The following is a 14926-nucleotide window of genomic DNA, read 5'->3' as shown; positions in this document are numbered from 1 at the left end:
GTTATTATGTGATGAGATTGTCACGCAGTCTACGACTGCTCGCAATGACGACTCGGTATCCATACACAGGCAATACCTCCTCGCAATGACGTTTCTTCTATTCCCTAACAACACGCCCATACTCTTCTTTCAAACGATCTGCAATTTTATGATCATCAAAAATAATCTTTTTATTGCCAAGATCTATAGAATCAATATTTTGTACCTCAATTACCGTGCCTGTAACAAAACATCCGGTAAAATCCTCTATTTGCTCTAATTTTAAACGCTCTTCTTTTACTTCTAGACCTAAATCTTTTGCAATTTCAATAATAGTCTGTCTTGTTATACCGTTTAAAAACCTATCGGCCATTGGAGTATATAACATTTTATCTTTAACAAAGAAAATATTTGTTGTAGTGCATTCAGCAATATACCCTTCATAATCAAGTAATAATGCATCATCATAGCCAAGAGCCTTAGCTTCTTTTTTACTCGTTATTGCCATATTATATTGAGCGGCGGATTTAGATTGTACCGGGGTGCTATCAGGCATTGCTTTACGCCAGCGGCTTACATGCAAATTTATACCTTTCTCAAAAGACCGCGGCATAGATGGAATACCGGCAATCAAAAGATTAGTAGATAAATACTGATTAGTGATATTTAGCGACTCGTCTCCGCACCAAATAAGCGGTCTTATATATGCATCCTTAATATTATTTTGTTTTATTACAAGTTCATGAGCTTTTATTATCTCGTCTATATTATAAGGTACTTTCAAACCTAATGCTTCTGCTGATTTTATTAATCTTGCCGTATGTTCTTTTAGTTTAAAAACTTTGCCGTTATAAGCTCTCTCACCCTCAAATACCGATCCTGAATAATGCAGGCTATGAGTCAAAACATGAATCCTTGCAAATTGATAAGGAACTAAATCACCGTTAATCCAAACATGCCAAAAAATTTGCTCTAGTTTTATCATTGTCATTAACCTATATTTATATTAAAGTATTGTAAATCGTCATGAGCTATACGGCCGTAGCTCTTATATCATTCCCGCGAAAGCAGGAATCCAGTAGTATTTAACGTCATCCCGCGACTTGATCGCAGGATCTCAGAACACAGCCTGCGACATAAGATCCCGTGGTCAAGCCACGGGATGACAATAGTGAAATACAATTTTTTTAAATTAAACGAGTATACATGCATACATACAACGCACATCTTTTAATCGTTGATGATGATAGCAGAATATTAGCACTTTTAAAGCAATTTTTAAATAAAAACGCGTTTTTAGTATCAACGGCAAGCTCAGTCATAGAAGCTAAAAATCTATTAAAAACTTCTAATTATGATTTAATTATTTTAGATGTTATGTTACCTGAAATAACAGGGCTTGAGTTTGCTACTACTATAAGGGATGCCGGTAATAATATTCCTATAGTTATGCTTACTGCTTTATCGGAAGCCGATGACCGTGTTAAAGGACTTGAAGCCGGTGCCTCTGATTATATAACTAAACCTTTTGAACCGAGAGAATTATTACTTCGGATAAATAACTTAATCAATAATTATAATAACTTTAAAAAAGAAACGAATATAATTAAATTCGGCAATAATTTTTATAATTCCGATACAAAAGAATTTACCAAGAATAATCAAATTGTATCTCTTAGCTCTACTGAACAAAAATTACTTGAGATATTAATAAAAAATTCCGGTAAATCTACTAGTCGTTTTGAACTGTCAAAAATAATGGGAGGGCTTAGTATGCGTTCTATCGATGTACAAATTACAAGAATAAGAAACAAAATAGAAGACAACCCAAAAGAGCCGAAATATTTAAAAACCGTGCGTAATGAGGGCTATGCACTTTATATCTAAATTATTACCGCATATTTCAAAGAGCTTCAGACAAGATGAATTTAAAAGCGCACCTGCACAGCGTATAAAAAAAATACGTGAGCACAGACGAATCTTGAAAAATTCGCTTGTATCAAGCTCTTTGAAATATGCTTTACCGAAAACATTATTTGTACGGTTTATGTTTATTATAATCATTCCGATTTTAATAGGACAAATCGTTGCTATATTTTTGTTTTACGATCGTCATTGGTATAATGTTTCATATTATACTAGTACTATTATTATCAATGAAATAGAATCATTGATTAAAGAACATAGAAATAATTCAAGAGAGATAACCCATTTATCGGAAAATTATCTTAATTTATCTTATCAGTTTCAGCTTAATAAAAAGTTATCTATAAAACAGCCTAAATTAGGTGAACCTTTAACTATATTTAAAAATATTTTAGCTACAAAAATCCATGAAAAAAATATAGTTAAACTAAATAAGGAAAATAAAATTGAAGTATTTTTAGAATTAAAAGATGGAGTATTATATATTACTTTTCCTGCAAAGTTACTACTTAATCCTACAGTATATATATTTGTTTTATGGATTATATCTTTAACTGTTATATTACTTTCTGTTTCTATTATTTTCTCCAAAAATCAAATTAAATCAATACTCACTCTTGCGGATAGCATGGATAAATTTGGTCGAGGTGTTTTAAAAGGCAAAAATTTCAAACCTTCAGGAGCCTTAGAAATAAGAAAAGCAGGGCTTGCTTTTTTAAAAATGAAAGCTCGTATTGAAAAACAAATTACTAAAAAAACCACTATGCTTGCTATGATTTCTCATGACCTTAGAACTCCTTTAACAAGAATGAAGCTACAACTTGAATTGATGGAAGAAAGCGAAGAAAGCAAAGGGTTAAAACAAGATATATTAACTATGCAGCAAATGATAAATTCTTATTTAGATTTTGCTAAAGGTGAAAGTACAGAAGAATTTGAAGACATTTTATTATTACCTTGGATGGAACGTTTTTTTAACAAATGGTCACATGTAAATATTGAATTTATAAAATCTACTAATTTAGATAAACTAGAAGTACGCATTAAGCCGAATTCTTTTGAAAGAGCCTTGTCTAATTTAATCGGTAACGCTATAAAATATGGAACTAAAATTAAGATATCCTCAAAAGATAATTCATCTACCGTAGCTATAATTATTGAGGATAACGGTCCCGGTATAGATGATACGGAAACACACCTTGTATTTAAACCGTTTTATAGATCGGATAAAGCAAGACAGCTTGATAATGCAAGTAACGTAGGACTTGGGCTTGCTATTACTAAAGAAATAATAAACGATCATAAAGGCTCTATTTATTTAGAAGATAGCAAGGATTTAGGCGGGCTATCGGTAAGAATCGAAATACCTAAAATATGACTACTGATGTCATTCCCGTGTAGATACCAAATCGTCATTGCGAGGAGAGGCAAAGCCGAGAGCGTGATAATCTCAGAAATTTTATATTGTTTCATGAGATTGTCACGCTCCTTGTAGTCGCTCACAATGACGGAAAAATCGATCCATGCAGCAACATCTAAAATATAAAATAATGACTAACATAAAACATTTAGCAATAATAATGGACGGTAATGCTCGTTGGGCAGATCGGCATAACGTAACAAAATCTGAAGGGCATAAAGCAGGAGCCGATAAAATTCGTGAATTATTGCCTGAGTTTATTAACCTTAACATACCTTATATAACTTTATATACTTTCTCTTCCGAAAATTGGCAACGCTCAAGCACGGAAGTAGATTTCTTAATAAAACTATTAAGTATTTATTTAAAAACCGAATTAAATACTTTACATAAAAACGGCGTTAAACTAAAAGTAATAGGTAGGCTTAATTTATTAAGTATCGCATTGCAAAAACAAATAAATAATGCTATAGAATTAACAAAAAATAATAATAAAATAACGCTTTGTATAGCTTTTAGTTATGGAAGTCGTCAAGAAATAGTTGATGCCTGCACAACAATTATTACAAGCGGTAAAAAAGCAGTCAGTGACAGCGATATACAACACGCTTTATATGATCCTGAAATGCCGGATGTAGATTTATTAATAAGACCGGGCGGGGTTTATCGCATCAGTAATTTCTTGCTTTGGCAAGCAGCTTATGCTGAATTATATTTCTCACCCAAATATTGGCCTGATTTTAATAAAGATGATATACAAGAAGCTATAAATGATTACTCAAAAAGGAAAAGAACATTTGGCAAAAGATAAACAAAAATCAAACATATATTTAAGAATCCTGTCCGGTATAGTTTTAGTTCCGTTATTTGTCGTAGCTATATTATGGTGTAAGCCTTTATTCTATATTCTAATGATATTAGTAGGTACAGAAATGTTAAGTGAATGGTATAATATGACCTACTCTTCTATTCCTTATCTATTAATCGGGCTAATTATTATTCCGATTCCTATAAGCCTATTAATATTTTTAAGTATGGAAGATACCAATAAATGGCTTATTATGCTTTATTTTTGCATAATATGGTCGGTAGATACTTTCGCTATGATTGGCGGTAAAACTTTTAAAGGAGCAACACTTGCTCCGAAACTTAGTCCTAAAAAAACCTGGAGCGGTTTAGTGACGGGAGTATTATCAGCAGGTTTAGTTGCGGTATTAGTTAGTTTTATACCAAACTTTCATATTGAAAATTACTATTTTTCAAATAAAATTTATTTGTTTATAATTAGTTGTATATTAGCATTAATAGCTCAATTAAGTGATTTATTTATTTCATATTTTAAGCGAAAATTTAATATTAAAGATAGCGGTCATATAATACCCGGTCATGGAGGAGTGCTAGACAGATTTGATAGTATTATTTTAACCGCTCCGATATTATTTCTTATGAATATATATGATAATACATTTAAATAATCATTCTAAAAAAATAATTTTAAATATCTTTTTAGCTTTACTGCTTGGATATTTTGTTTTTCATTGCATATATGGTAACAAAGGGATTATTGCATATTTAAAAGTAAATAGGCAGCTTGAAAAAGCTTATGATGAACTAAAAGGCTTACGAGCCGCAAGAGTAGAACTTGAGCATAACGTCAAATTACTTCGAACGGAATCTCTAAATAAAGATATGTTAGAAGAACAAGCAAAGAAAGTTTTAGGAGTAGCTGCTCCAAATGAGCAGGTGTTTAATCACCAATAACAAAACTTTGTTGTCATTCCACAACTTGATCGCGGGATCCAGTCTTTTTTAATTTTTTTTGGATACCGTGGTCAAGCCACGGTATGACACAGAACGCGTTTTGCGATCCGCACAACAACATTATTGATTAAAAGGAATTAAAAATCATTTATGACTATAAAAATTTATCAAAACGACCTACCTAATAATTTTGAACTTGAAGGAGATCTAGCTATAGATACCGAGACAATGGGGCTAAATCTACATAGAGATAAACTATGTTTGCTACAATTTAGTAACGGCAATGGTGAAGCTCATCTTGTTCATTTTACAAATCAAGATTATACAGCTCCTAATTTAAAAGCATTATTACTAGATAAAACTAGATGCAAGATATTTCATTTTGCTAGATTTGATCTAGCATCCATAAAAAAATATTTAAGTATAGATTTAGAAAATATCTTTTGTACTAAAATATCTTCAAAACTAGTTAGAACTTATACCGATAGTCATGGGCTTAAGGATTTGTGCCGAGAATTGCTTAATATAAATATTTCAAAACAACAACAATCTTCCTATTGGGGTGCTGATAATTTATCTTCAGAACAAAAAGAATATGCAGCAAAAGATGTGCTTTATTTGCATCAGTTAAAAGATATTTTACAAAAAATGCTACTTAAAGAAAATAGGTATGAACTTGCCCAAGATATTTTCCATTTTTTACCGACAAGAGCTAATTTAGACCTTATCGGTTGGAATGAAATCGATATTTTCATGTATTAATTTAAATTACTGAGCCTACAATAGACTTATTGCATAATGTAGCGAATAAGGCAGAATTTGCAGGAAACACGGAAGCACTTGCCACCGCAGCGTACATAAAATATGTGAGGATGTGAGTACCGGATTGACATACAAATTTACCCTTAGACGCAAGTTATACAATAAGTCTAATTAATTAGTAACTAAAAAGGGGATCTTTATGACTAATAGAAAAAAATAGACGTGCTCGATTTAGAGTCAGATTTAAATCTAAGTCTAGATAGTATAGCAAACCTCTGTTAGTTATAACTTGTGAAACAGAAGAAGACACTTTAAGTATTGATGGCGGTGTTTTTGCCGCATTTTGGTGGGCAACCAATTATATAATAGATAAAGTATTAATGCTAATAACAGACAATATTTACTATTACCTTAGAGAAGAGGCATTATGAAACTTTCATCTTATCAGAGTTATAAGGGTGCTTAAAAAGGTACTTACCATAATAATTGCAGTAATTTTATAAATGAGACGAAGCAGCATTATGACTCTTCATTAGATAAACATAAGGAGGTAGTTTGAGGTAATACTACTACTTTTTTTGGGTTAGTATGGTGGTAATACAATAAAAGTATGCTAGGTGTCATACTGCGGCTTGACCACGGTATTTAAAAACAACTTAAAGTACTAATAATTTTAGTATTTTAACTAGATCCCGCGATCAAGTCGCGGGATGACAGATTCAAAAAATAATATACTTCTGATAAATGAAAAGTAGATAGACGAAGTTTAATTTGGAAAAGAGCAAGGAGTCTGTAAGCCGAGGAGCGGAGCGTATATTAATACGTGAGCATCCGAGGACTTACCAAAACAACGTAGCCAATTAATTTGCCAAATTAAACGAGTATATTCACAATTTTACGAGGAACGAGGATAATCTTCTTCGGCTCTTTCCCTTCTAAGAACTTTTGTACCTTTGGCAGACTGACGGTAACTTGCTTTATTTCATCTTCACTCACGGAAGTTTTAAACTCATAGGTATCACGGAGTTTGCCGTTAACCTGCACTGCCATAATATATGTATCTAACTCTAGCATTGATTCATCAAATGCAGGAAAAGACGAATTATATAATCGCTTTTTATTGCCAAGCTTCTGCCAAATTTCTTCCGTAATATGCGGGATAAAAGGATTTAGTAGCTGTACTAAAACATTAAAGCCATGCCTTACGGTTTTAACATCAATTTTATCTTTGGATATTTCAGCAGATATAGCATTAGAAAGCTCGCGCATACGTGCTATTGCTCTGTTCAGGGCAAAATGCTTTATATCTTCGGCGACGAGCTTTATTGTAAAATGTACTAACCTATTAAGTTCTTTATTAATCTCGCTATTCACATCATCTTTTAAAGAATCTATCGCCTTAAACATATACTCAAGCTTATTAATAAAACGTGAGCAGCCTTCAATACCGCTTGCCGACCATTCTAGATCTTTCTCAGGCGGACTATCGGACAGTACAAAAAGCCTAATAGCATCTGCCCCATATTGCTCTTGCATTGTTTCAAGATCAATGAGATTCTTTTTAGACTTACTCATCTTTTCAATGCGTCCCTGCACTACTCTATTATTGCTTTCTTTATGAAAAAATTCATTACCCTTTTTAACTACTTCTTCAGGATATAACCAATTATTATGTTCATCTTTGTAAGTGGCATGCAGCACCATACCTTGAGTAAATAGCCCTTTAAAAGGCTCTCGAACGCTTACGTACTTCTGTTCGTTCATTACTTTTGTGAAAAACCTTGCATATAATAAATGCATTACCGCATGTTCAATGCCGCCTATATATTTATCGACCGGTAGCCAGTAATCACAAGCTTTTTTATCAGTCATCTCTATAGCATTGCTATTGCAATATCTCGTAAAATACCAAGATGATTCAAAAAATGTATCAAAAGTATCGGTTTCACGCACAGCCGGCTTATCGCATTTCGGACAATCAACATGTTTCCAACTAGGATGATGATCAAGCGGATTACCGTGACCATCAAAATTTACATCATCAGGTAAAGTAACGGGTAAGTCTTTGTAAGGTACGGGAACTATGCCACAAGTTTCGCAGTGAATTATAGGAATAGGACATCCCCAAAAGCGCTGCCTTGAAATCCCCCAATCTTTTAGACGATAATTTACGCTGCGTTTACCTATGCCTAGTTTCTCAAATTCTCCGATGACTTCTTGTTTTGCTTCGTTACTAGTTAAGCCGTTTAGAAAATCCGAATTAACTAAAATTCCATCTTCCGTATAAGCGGTCTTTTGTACATCCATATCTGCTTTAATTACTTGTTTAATAGATAAATTCATTTTAACAGCTAATTCATGGTCACGTTCGTCATTAGCAGGGCAACCAAATATTGCACCAGTGCCATAATCCATTAGCACAAAATTAGTAATAATAACCGGTAAAACTATATTTGAATCGAAAGGATGAATAACAAAAAGACCGGTAAATACACCTTCCTTTTCAGCCTTTTCTAGTTCGCTACTTCCTGTAATATGCGAGCATTTAGTTATAAAAGCGAGTATTTCAGGTGTTTTAGAAACTAACCGCTCTATTATCGGATGATTAAAGGCAATTCCTATAAAGCTAGCACCAAAAATGGTTTCAGGTTTAGTTGAGAATACTTCTATAGTAGTCTCTTCATTATCCTTAATTTTGAAATGAAAATTAGCACCTATCGATTTACCTATCCATTTCTCTTGCATAGACCGAACAGCTTCAGGCCACTCTTTTAAATTCTGAATTTCATTTAATAATTCTTCAGCATAATCGGTGATTTTTAAGAACCATTGCTTTAAATAACGTTTTGCAACTATTGCACCTGAACGCCAACCACGCCCGTCTACAACTTGTTCATTCGCAAGTACGGTATTATCAACCGGATCCCAATTAACAAGCGATTCTTTTTGATAAGCAAGATTTCGTTCATAAAGCTCTAAAAAGAATTTCTGCTCATGTTTATAATACTCAGGATCGCAACTATTTATCTCTCTAGACCAATCATAAGAAAAGCCCATAGATTTTAGCTGCTTTTTCATATTCTCGATATTAGAATATGTCCATTTTTTTGGGTGAGAATTATTTTTTATTGCGGCATTTTCGGCAGGTAGCCCGAAAGCATCCCAGCCCATCGGATGAAGCACATTAAAACCTTGCATAGTCATAAACCTTGCAATAACATCACCTATAGAATAGTTGCGTACGTGACCTACATGGATTTTACCGGAAGGATAAGGCAGCATTTCAAGTACGTAATATTTTGGCTTGCTACTCGCGTTTGATACCTCAAAAGCTTTTTCTTCTTGCCAAATGTGCTGCCATTTTTGTTCTATTTGGTTCATATTTTTTTAATTTATATACTGCATCGTCATTGCAAGCAGTCGTAGACTGCACGGCAATCTCATCAAATATCCTGAGATTGCTTCGTCAATTACTCCGTAATTTCCTTGCAATGACGGAAATACTGTTATTACCTCACACTATTAATATATATATCTCTAGCTTTTCTTAAAATTTTATCTTCAAGCGTGATAGCAAGATTTGAGGTGTTTTCATTAAGTACCCATTGTTTATTTTTAAGTATTTCTTCAAATACTTTCACTTCGATTGAATCAGGGCTTATTACATCGTCTTTAATAAATATATTTATTTTAAATCGAAAATTAGGATTAGAACGTGGGCTATACCATTCCGTAATAATCACGCCGCCGTTTGAGTCGGCTGATGCAAGAGGAGCAACACTTATAGTCTCTAATGCTGCTTGCCAGAGATATTTATTAACTGAACCTCCTACAGCTTTAGTAGATTCATTCTTAACCCTACCCGGTCTAAAAACTAATCCTTCTTCACCTGCTATAGAACCTACTTCGTCCCATTTCTGCTCTCGTTCTGTTTTTGGATAATCACCCGCTAAGATACTAGTACTTATTGCACTAAGTATAATTACAAAAAATAATCCGATAATTTTCTTCATAACCAATATTTAATTAGTGTGCTTGAGGAAAATAATAGAGAAGCTTTAGCTATTAGTCAAAAATTATTTCTTCCCACCGTTCTTTGGCATTGTTATATGGCTCAAAAAACCCACTCGATGTCATGCCCGCCTACGCGGGAATGACATAGGGCAGATTTAATTATTTCTCAGAAATAAATTCAAAACGTGGAATATTTTTGCCGTGTAATAAAACCTTTTCGTTAAACATTTCAAGCGGCCTTACCCAAAGCTGGAAATTATCATATAATACTTTATAAACTACTCACTCTTGCAAAGTTTCAGTATGTTTTGCAGTATCTATAACTTGATATAATTTTTCTTTGTAATGCTTATATATTCCGGTTCTCATAAAACTTATACCTTAACAGGCATGACGACAAAAATATCTTTAGGATTCTCAGGAAATTTAATAAGTACCGGTGCTGAAACATCTGAAAAATATAGTTCTACTAAATCCGATTTCACTGCTTTTAAGACATCTTCCAAATATTGCGGGTTAAAGCCTATAGCCAAAGACTCATCACTATTATATTCATAAAAACTTTCCTTATCTTGTGAAGAATTAATAACCTCTTTTGCGTTACCTCTTGCTTCACCGACGGCACTAATCTCTAAGGTTTCACGCGATAACGATAATTTTACTGCTCTAAATTTTTCAACGGTTATTATCGCTATCCTTTCTATACTATCTGCAAATATTTTTCGATTAATTACTAATTTTGAGCTGCTGCTTTCCGGAATAAAAGCACTATAATCAGGGAAAGTACCGTCTATAAGCTTTGATAGCATAATAGTATTTTCGTTACATATAAATTTAATCTTATTGCTACTTAATAAAATTTCTATATCTTCATTTATATTTTTAGGATCTTTAACGATTTTTAAAATTTCCTCTGCACTTTTTTGCGGTAATATAACTCCAAAATTCTTTATTTGTTTTTCTAATGTTACCCATGAAATCGAAAGTCTATGCCCATCGGTACTTGCCGAACAAAACTCTTTGTCTTTTATGTGTAAATAAACACCGTTTAAATTATAACGAGTTTCATCTAAAGAAATCGAAAATTTTGTCGATTCGATTATTTTAGCAAAATCCGTGCAGGAAATTTTAAAACTTGCTTCAGGATTAATACTATCCATTGCAGGAAAAGAACTAACCGGCAAAGTAAATAAATTAAATTTACAATTTTTTCCTTTGATCTCAAGTCCCGTTGTACCGCGATCTGTTAATGTAAGCTCGGAATCCGGAAGTTTTCGGACTATATCATTTAGAGTTTTCGTAGAAACGGTAAATTCACCTTCACTTACTACCTGTACTGCTATTTTTTGACTTAAGTACAAATCCATATTAGTAGAACTAAGCTCTAGATTGCCGTCTTTTGCCGATAATTTAATATTTGCATATTCAGGTATTACATTACGTTTTTCAACAACGGAACTTGCAAACCCTAGGGACTGAACTAACGTTTTTGTTTCAACTATTAATTTTAACATATCGTTATTCTCTTAATGTTCCTTGAAATTTTTGCGAGATGGTAGCAACTAAATCTTTACTGAACGAATTTAAATCAGTATCAGATAACGTCCGATCATCTGCTTGTAGTTCTATTTTAACCGCTATAGATTTTTTACCTTCAGGTAATTTATCACCGCTATAAATATCAAATAATATAACTGATTTGACAAGCTTTTTATTAAAATTATTTATATATGATATTATTTCACCGACTCTATGATCTTGATCAACAATAAATGCGTAATCTCTAAAATTAGCTTGGAAATCCGATACTGCAAATTCGTCTCTTTTACCGAATTTAGCTTTTATCAACGGTAAATTCGTAATATTTAGCTCGAATGCAAATATTTCCTGATTAATATCGTAATATTTCAAGATTTTAGGGTGTATCTGCCCAAAATGACCTAATAAATTTTTACCAAGCCCTATATTTACTGCTCTAGTTGGATGATAATATTGTGGCAATGCTGTCCCATTTGTTGCTATACATTTATCTATAGATAGTCCTGCATAATCAGCTACCAACTCTAAATCGCCTTTAAGATCAAAAATATCATAGCCTCGTCCAAGCGAATGAGGATTTTTATTATTATATGAACCGCTTATAATTGCCGTCAAATAAGTTGCTTCCGTATTTAAATCTATAAAACTTGGTCCAACTTCAAAAAAAGCCATATCTTTTATAGAGCGTGCTAGATTTTTACTTACTATACTTAACAAATTCGGCAGTATAGTAGGACGCATATAATTGTCTCCTATGCTAATAGGATTAAGCAAAAATAACTCTTCTTTTAATTCAGCAAACAACTTTGCATCTTCACTACTCATAAAAGAGTTAGTTACTACCTCATCATAGCCTTTGCTTGCTAATATCCTTTTAAAACTAGATATTCTTTTATGCTCTCTTAGCTTATTATTATCTTGGTCTAGTTCGGGTAATTTTATACTCTCTATTTTATCATAACCGTAAATACGAGCGATTTCTTCAGCTATATCTTCTAAAATAGTTATATCGTGACGCCAAGAAGGAGCTATTACCTTTATAATCTCACCTTTAACATCCGTAATAAATCCTAGTTTATTTAATATGGCTTCTATCGCTTTGATATTTAGTTTAATTCCTGTAATTTTTTCTAAATAACATGCTGAAAAATCTAAAGGTTTTTTTTGTGACTCTTTTTCACCGACTTTCACTACTTCCGATACTTCACCGTTTCCGCATATTGACAAAATAAGATTAGTTGCTATGTCCAAAGCCTTTTCCGTAAAATTTCTATCGATATTACGCTCATTACGATATCTAGCATCCGTATCAATTTGGAATCTTCGCCCGCTAGCTGCAACCATTTTAGCATTAAAACAAGCAGCCTCGAGTATTATATTAGTCGTACTATCAGTACAACTACTATCAGCCTCGCCAATGACACCGGCCAGACCTTGAATACCGCTTTCATCTTTTATAACTAAATCATTTTCGGTAAGTAAATATTCTTTGCCGTTTAGGGCGTGGCATTTAGCTACGTCATTGCGAGGCTGTAAAGCAGCCGTGGCAATCTCATTTTGTTGTCCTGAGATTGGTTCGTCGCTACGCTTCTCGCAATGACGTGCTACAGTAATTCCCCCTTTTATCCTATCTGCATCGTAAGCATGCATCGGCTGCCCAAAGCTATAGGAAATATAATTTGTTACATCCACTAAGCTTGAAATAGTTTTTACCCCAACATTTTTTAATAATTTCCGTAACCAATCAGGGCTTGGTTTATTTTTTAAATTTCTTATCTCTCTAAAAGTAAATAACGGACAGGCTTCTTTATCTTGCACGTTAAGCTTCATTTTAGAAATAAATGTACTCTTTATTTCCGAAATTTCTAGCTCTTTAAGTATTCCTATTCCTTTAGCTGCTAAATCTCTTGCGATACCGTACACTCCAAGTGCATCACCACGATTAGGAGTAACGTTAATAACAAATATAGGATCATCTAAACCGTAATATTTAGTAAACTTCTCTCCAACTACGGCATCTTCAGATAGCTCTATAATCCCTTCAGACTCTGAAGCTAGCAGTAATTCCTCTTCAGAGCAAAGCATACCACAGCTTTTTTCGCCTCTAATAACAGATTCCTTAATCTTAAATTTACCGTTTGGTATTTCTATTCCGATATTTGCAAGTACTACTTTTATACCTGCTCTTGCATTACGCGCACCACAAACTATTTGCAGCATACCACTTTTAGTCTCAACATTACAAAGCTTTAATTTATCAGCTGACGGGTGAGGTTTAATATTTGTAATATACGCTACTTCAAACTTTTGTAACTCCGCCGCTTTATCTATCACCTCTTCCACTTCAAGGCCAATAGCTGTTAGGGCTTCGGCAATTTCAGTAACTGAAGCCGATGTCTCTAAAAATTGTTTTAACCATGATAACGTAAATTTCATTTCGTAAGCCCTCCTGCTAAATTCGGTATATCAAAGCTCCCAAAATTATAATGTTTAAGCCAACGCATATCTCCTTCAAAAAATTGTCTTAAATCTTTGATATTATATTTTAACATTGCAAAACGCTCTACTCCAAGCCCAAAAGCAAAACCTTGATACTCGCTGCTATCGATACCAACATTTTTAAGCACGTTTGGATGAACCATCCCGCAACCGAGGACCTCAAGCCATTTATCGTTTTTATTCATCCGAATATCAACTTCGGCAGAAGGTTCGGTAAATGGGAAAAAGCTGGGTCTAAAACGTAATTCAATATTAGAATTTTCAAAAAAGCTTTTTATAAATGCCGTGATAACATATTTTAAATGTCCCATATTGATATTTTTATCAATAACAAGCCCTTCTATTTGGTGGAACATTGGCGTATGCGTCATATCCGAATCCGATCTATAAGTCCTACCCGGTGCTATAAACCTAAAAGGCGGTTTGCCGTTTTTCATAGCTCTAATCTGCACTGTTGAGGTATGAGTACGTAATAACAGCGGCTTATTATTTTCCTGACTTTTCAAATAAAAAGTATCATGCATTTGCCTTGCGGGATGATCATCTTCAAAATTGAGAGCGGTAAAATTATGAAAATCATTCTCAATATTTGGTCCGTTTTCTATAGTAAAACCAAACTGCGAAAATACTTGTATTAACTCCTCACTACATTGTGTTATTGGATGAATAGAACCTTGTTTATATCTCCGTGCAGGGATTGTTAAATCAATTTTATCGGCAGCAAGTTTAAAATTTAGTTCCTGCTCCTCTAAAATTTCTTCTTTTGCTTTTATTATATTCTGTATTTTATCTTTTAATTTATTGATTTTTAAGCCAAATTCTTTACGTTCCTGTTCATTTAAACTACCTAATTTTTTAAGCTCACCGGTCACTATACCGTTCTTGCCTAAAAATTCTACTTTATATTCTTGCAGAGCTTTTAAGTTTTGTACTAATAAGATTTTGTCCTCAGCAAGCCTTAATATTGTTTCTATATTTTCCATTATTGTTTTTTGTTTTTGATTTTTTATTGTACGGTAGAACGTC

At 33.2% G+C, this 14926-nt stretch carries 13 protein-coding genes and 1 pseudogene; 7 read left to right on the top strand and 7 right to left on the bottom strand.

Annotation, left to right across the window (positions count from 1 at the left end):
* Positions 1-97: 97 nt before the first annotated feature.
* Positions 98-970 carry a branched-chain amino acid transaminase gene (locus tag RMA_RS03235; RefSeq protein WP_012152763.1) on the bottom strand — a complete coding sequence of 291 codons (873 nt, stop codon included), beginning with the start codon at positions 968-970 and terminating at the stop codon, positions 98-100.
* 215 nt (positions 971-1185) lie between these two features.
* On the opposite strand from RMA_RS03235, the gene RMA_RS03230 reads away from it, so the two are divergent.
* From RMA_RS03230 to RMA_RS08310, 7 genes are all read left to right on the top strand, one after another.
* Positions 1186-1866 (top strand): response regulator transcription factor, encoded by a 681-nt coding sequence (locus RMA_RS03230; RefSeq protein ID WP_014365856.1) that lies wholly within the window; start codon positions 1186-1188, stop codon positions 1864-1866.
* On the top strand, positions 1850-3283 hold the full coding sequence (locus RMA_RS03225; RefSeq protein ID WP_187145900.1) for an ATP-binding protein: 1434 nt from the start codon (positions 1850-1852) through the stop codon (positions 3281-3283). Before RMA_RS03230 ends, RMA_RS03225 begins: the two co-directional genes overlap by 17 nt.
* 145 nt (positions 3284-3428) lie before the next feature.
* The gene (uppS, locus tag RMA_RS03220) at positions 3429-4136 is read left to right on the top strand and encodes a polyprenyl diphosphate synthase (protein ID WP_012152760.1); all 708 of its coding nucleotides are present in this window, start codon (positions 3429-3431) and stop codon (positions 4134-4136) included.
* The gene (locus tag RMA_RS03215) at positions 4096-4800 is read left to right on the top strand and encodes a phosphatidate cytidylyltransferase (protein WP_012152759.1); all 705 of its coding nucleotides are present in this window, start codon (positions 4096-4098) and stop codon (positions 4798-4800) included. The genes uppS and RMA_RS03215 overlap by 41 nt, the downstream gene beginning before the upstream one ends.
* Positions 4781-5086 (top strand): FtsB family cell division protein, encoded by a 306-nt coding sequence (locus RMA_RS03210; protein ID WP_041404663.1) that lies wholly within the window; start codon positions 4781-4783, stop codon positions 5084-5086. Before RMA_RS03215 ends, RMA_RS03210 begins: the two co-directional genes overlap by 20 nt.
* A 150-nt stretch (positions 5087-5236) precedes the next feature.
* Positions 5237-5848 (top strand): ribonuclease D, encoded by a 612-nt coding sequence (locus tag RMA_RS03205; protein WP_012152757.1) that lies wholly within the window; start codon positions 5237-5239, stop codon positions 5846-5848.
* A gap of 771 nt (positions 5849-6619) precedes the next feature.
* A complete protein-coding gene (locus RMA_RS08310; protein WP_081427877.1) occupies positions 6620-6712 on the top strand; it encodes a palindromic element RPE5 domain-containing protein in 93 nt (30 codons plus the stop codon).
* A 9-nt stretch (positions 6713-6721) separates the two neighbouring features.
* Here RMA_RS08310 and leuS read toward each other — a convergent pair whose 3' ends face one another.
* The 6 genes and pseudogenes from leuS to pheS all read right to left on the bottom strand — a co-directional run bounded on the left by leuS (position 6722) and on the right by pheS (position 14883).
* Positions 6722-9229 carry a leucine--tRNA ligase gene (leuS, locus tag RMA_RS03200; RefSeq protein WP_012152756.1) on the bottom strand — a complete coding sequence of 836 codons (2508 nt, stop codon included), beginning with the start codon at positions 9227-9229 and terminating at the stop codon, positions 6722-6724.
* Positions 9230-9357: 128 nt separating this feature from the next.
* Positions 9358-9861, bottom strand: coding sequence for a DUF3576 domain-containing protein (locus RMA_RS03195; RefSeq protein WP_041404662.1), 504 nt, complete (start codon positions 9859-9861; stop codon positions 9358-9360).
* 160 nt (positions 9862-10021) lie between these two features.
* A pseudogene (locus RMA_RS09270) lies at positions 10022-10231 on the bottom strand (DUF1653 domain-containing protein).
* Positions 10232-10236: 5 nt separating this feature from the next.
* Complete coding sequence (gene dnaN / locus RMA_RS03185) at positions 10237-11376, bottom strand: DNA polymerase III subunit beta (protein ID WP_012152754.1); 1140 nt, start codon at positions 11374-11376, stop codon at positions 10237-10239.
* 4 nt (positions 11377-11380) lie between these two features.
* Positions 11381-13837 carry a phenylalanine--tRNA ligase subunit beta gene (gene pheT / locus RMA_RS03180; RefSeq protein WP_012152753.1) on the bottom strand — a complete coding sequence of 819 codons (2457 nt, stop codon included), beginning with the start codon at positions 13835-13837 and terminating at the stop codon, positions 11381-11383.
* Positions 13834-14883 carry a phenylalanine--tRNA ligase subunit alpha gene (pheS, locus tag RMA_RS03175; protein WP_041404985.1) on the bottom strand — a complete coding sequence of 350 codons (1050 nt, stop codon included), beginning with the start codon at positions 14881-14883 and terminating at the stop codon, positions 13834-13836. Before pheS ends, pheT begins: the two co-directional genes overlap by 4 nt.
* Positions 14884-14926 lie beyond the last annotated feature (43 nt).

The sequence above is a fragment of the Rickettsia massiliae MTU5 genome, assembly GCF_000016625.1.
GTDB classification, from domain to species: Bacteria; Pseudomonadota; Alphaproteobacteria; order Rickettsiales; family Rickettsiaceae; genus Rickettsia; species Rickettsia rickettsii.
This window is presented reverse-complemented; position numbering and strand designations above follow the sequence as displayed.